Annotated in this window: 3 protein-coding genes and 1 pseudogene; 3 read left to right on the top strand and 1 reads right to left on the bottom strand. The window is 63.3% G+C overall.

Going from position 1 to position 3735, the window contains the following annotated elements:
- Positions 1–265 precede the first annotated feature (265 nt).
- On the top strand, positions 266–940 hold the full coding sequence (locus RMO57_RS14930; protein ID WP_310387928.1) for an N-acyl amino acid synthase FeeM domain-containing protein: 675 nt from the start codon (positions 266–268) through the stop codon (positions 938–940).
- Positions 941–998: 58 nt separating this feature from the next.
- Here the strand turns inward: RMO57_RS14930 and RMO57_RS14935 are convergent, their stop codons facing one another.
- On the bottom strand, positions 999–1820 hold the full coding sequence (locus tag RMO57_RS14935) for an IclR family transcriptional regulator (RefSeq protein WP_310387930.1): 822 nt from the start codon (positions 1818–1820) through the stop codon (positions 999–1001).
- 186 nt (positions 1821–2006) lie between these two features.
- Between RMO57_RS14935 and hmgA the strand changes: the two genes are divergently transcribed.
- Together hmgA and RMO57_RS14945 are read left to right on the top strand one after the other, a co-directional pair.
- The gene (hmgA, locus tag RMO57_RS14940) at positions 2007–3320 is read left to right on the top strand and encodes a homogentisate 1,2-dioxygenase (RefSeq protein ID WP_414896437.1); all 1314 of its coding nucleotides are present in this window, start codon (positions 2007–2009) and stop codon (positions 3318–3320) included.
- Positions 3320–3735, top strand: a pseudogene (locus RMO57_RS14945) (fumarylacetoacetase); the annotation flags it as partial. The gene hmgA and the pseudogene RMO57_RS14945, both read left to right, overlap by 1 nt.

Genomic DNA, 3735 nt, shown 5'->3' on the forward strand with positions numbered 1-3735 from the left:
GTGTCCGGGGGCGCGGACTCGCTCGGCACCCAAGTGTTGTGAGCAATGCCAGCGACCAAAATCTCCCGTTTGTGTCAAATTGCCACAGTCATGCACGCAAGTCCTGCAGAGTAGCTTCGGGCTTTCCCTAGGTCTTGTCGCCGACCCAGACTTCTAATTAGTAACTGTCCGTTCCAGCGTGAATTTGTCACGCGAATTTCTATAGACTCGCGTCGTTTAGCAACCCTCCTCCCCCTATTTGGGGTGATTGACAAGAGAGTCCACGATGCAAACGTCTGCACGGTCCCATGAGCTCACACCCAGGCTGCGTGTCGGCCCTTCGATTCGTACCGCTGAGGCGGGGCATTACTCCGGCGCTCAAAATTTGGTCGCGAGGCGCTATGCCGAACGGGGCTATATCAGCAGCGACCTCAGCACCCACGCAGACGGTTCGGTGGTGGTTTGCTCGGCCTTCGACGGTTTGGCCACGGTGGGTACGATTGCCGTGCGTTATGAGTCGGAGCAGGGCCTCAATGCCGATGCGGTGTTCGGCCCCGAGTTGAGTGAGCTGAGGGCCGGCGGTCAGAGTCTGTGTGAGTTCAGCCGCTTGGCGCTGGACCAACATGTCAGCGACAACAAGGCTTTGCTGGCGCGCTTGTTTCATCTGGCCTATTTGCATGCCTATCGTTTGGGGGGCTGCGAGTTGCTGGTGATCGAGGTCAACCCACGTCATGTGGCGTTTTACCGGCGCATGCTGGGTTTCAAGGTTAGCGCCGAGGCGCGGCTCAATACGCGGGTCAATGCACCGGCGGTGTTGATGACGCTTGACTTGCGTTATGCGGACGAGCAGATCGGCTGTTTGGGCGGCAGCGCCGCAAACGGGGCGCCAACGCGCTCGCTGTACCCGTATTTTTACGGCTCCGACGAAGAAGTGGCGATCTTGGCCAAGCTGCGGCAGTAGGCGCCAACAGACGACTAGAGGCGCCGGCCGCGGCCGCGGCTCAGGCCTTGGCCCCGGCTCAGCTCTTGGCTGGGTCGCGCCAGCCCAGTTGGCGCGACAAGTCGGCGCCGGCTCGTTTGAGCGCGGTTGCCAACGCGCCGCTCAAGCGCAGATCAAAGTTGCCGCTCGGGCCTATGGCTGTCAAGCTCAGCACCATGCGCCCCCGGTCATCAAAGACCGGAGCGGCCATCGCGCTGACCCCCAGCACGACGCCGTCGTGCGCGCTGGCCAAGCCGTCTGCGCGGGCGGCGGCCATCACCGAGGCCAGTTCGGCGTCGATGGTCGGCATAGCTTTGCCCGGCTGTGTCTGCGCTTCAGCGGCCAAGGCCGCGAGTGTCTCTTCACGCGGCAAATGAGCCGCGAACAAGCGGCCCGAAGCGGTGCCCCTGAGGCTCATCACCGTGCCATGCCGCATGCTGATGTGAACCGGGCTGGGTGCCTCGGCGACACGCACAATCGTTGGGCCGCGGTTGCCCCACACCGCGATGGCCACCGTATGCCCCAGCTGCGCCGCCAACTCCTCAATGCGCGGCGTCGCCAGCCGCACCGGCTCATATTGCTGCAGGCTGATCAGGCCGAGCTGCAGGGCCAGCGGCCCTAATCCGTAGTGTCCACTGACCGTCTCTTGCTCAACCAGCCCGAGCTTGATGAAGCTGACCAAATAGGGGTGGGCCTTGGCCGGCGCCATCGCGGCTTCGCGCGCCAAGTCCTTCAGCGCCAAGGGCCGGCCCTGGTGAACCAGGGCCATCAATAAAGCCCCCCCGACCTCAATGCTTTGGATGCCGCGCGGGCCACCCCGTTGCTTGGCTTCGGGAGGATAGGGGGCGTAGATGCTCATCATGGACGCAGATTAGAACCGAACTCAAGCGGCCCGGCCGAGAGCGATTACCCGTAAAAATTAGCTATAGACAAATAATATTCGTGCTGGTTTAATTCTGTGTCGGCCAAATAGTTGCCAAATAGTTGCCAAATTGCGGCCAACAGCGCCTGCCTTCCCTGCCCCCATTTCAACCCTGAGCTGCCCATGATGAGCGCCTTGAACTACTCAGCCGGCTTCGGCAATCAACACCAAAGTGAGGCCGTGGCCGGCAGCTTGCCCGTCGGTCGCAACAGCCCGCAACAAGTGGCCCATGGCCTGTATGCCGAGCTGGTGTCCGGCAGCGCTTTCACCGCGCCGCGGCATGAGAATCTGCGCAGCTGGTTGTACCGGCGTCAGCCCTCGGTGGTGGTCGGCAGCTTTCAGCCGCTGGCGCATGCCTTTCTGCGCACGGGTGCGCGCGAGGGCCAGGTTTCGCCGCCCGACGCTATGCGCTGGGCGCCGCTTGAGATGCCGGCCGAGGCGACCGACTTCATCGCCGGCCTGCGCACCATGGCCGTCAACGGCCACCCGGATGCGCACGCAGGCATCGCCATCCACCTGTATGTGGCCAACCAAAGCATGGACCGGCGCGCCTTTGTCAACGCCGATGGCGAGCTGCTGATCGTGCCGCAGCAAGGCGTGCTGCACATCACCACCGAAATGGGTTTGTTGGATGTGGCCCCCGGCGAGATCGCTTTGCTGCCGCGCGGCATGGCCTTCAAGGTCGGCTTGGCTAGCACGGGCGGTCCCTCGCGGGGTTATGTGTGCGAGAACTACGGGGCGGCCTTCCGCCTGCCTGAGTTGGGGCCGATCGGCTCTAACGGCTTGGCCAACGCACGTGACTTCCTGGCGCCGGTGGCGGCCTTTGAGACCACGCCCGGCGCCTATGAGATCGTCAAAAAGTACGGCGGCAGCCTGTGGCGCGCAGCCCAAGCGCACAGCCCCTTCAATGTGGTGGCCTGGCATGGCAATCTGACGCCGTACAAATACGACACCAAGCACTTCATGACACTAGGGTCGATCAGCTTTGATCACCCGGACCCGAGCATCTTCACCGTGCTGACCTCGCCATCCGACACCGCCGGCTGGGCCAACTGCGACTTTGTGATCTTCCCGCCGCGCTGGCTGGTGGCCGAGGACAGCTTCCGCCCGCCCTGGTTCCACCGCAATGTGATGAGCGAGTACATGGGCCTGGTGCTGGGCCAGTACGACGCCAAGCCCGAGGGCTTCAAGCCCGGCGGCTCCAGCTTGCACAATGCCTATGTGCCGCATGGCCCCGATGTCGAGGCCTTCAGCAAGGCGAGCACGGCGGCGCTGGCGCCGCACAAACTCGACAACACCTTGGCCTTTATGTTTGAGACCCGCTGGCGCTTGTTGCCGACCGAATTCGCGCTGCGTGGCGGCGCGCTTGAATCCAATTACGCCGCCTGCTGGGCCGGCTTGGCTGACCACTTTAGCGACAACTTCCAGGAATCAGTTTGATGAGCCTGCTTGACCATACCCACGCCCCAGCCGCGCAGAGTTTCGTCGCCAGCGCCAATTTGGCCGACTGTGACTTCCCGCTGCAAAACCTGCCCTACGGTTTGTTTCGCCGCGCCGGCTCGAACGAGAGCGCCCGTGTCGGCATTGCCATTGGTGACCAGATTCTTGATTTAAAGCTGGCATCGAGCGCCGGGCGCTGGAGCTCGGCGGTGCAGGTGCTGCTGCAGCCCTTGGCCGACGGCGACCTCAATCGCTTTATGGCGCAAACGGCGCCCAAGCGCCGCTTGCTGCGCCATGCGCTGTTTGATGCCCTGGCCGAGGGCTCCAAGCAGCAGGCCGCGCTCACCGCCTGCCTGCTGCCGCAAGCACAGGCGCAAATGGCCGTGCCCTGCCGTATCGGCGACTACACCGACTT

This window comes from Roseateles sp., from assembly GCF_031397715.1.
In the GTDB taxonomy this organism is placed as follows: Bacteria; Pseudomonadota; Gammaproteobacteria; order Burkholderiales; family Burkholderiaceae_C; genus Paucibacter_A.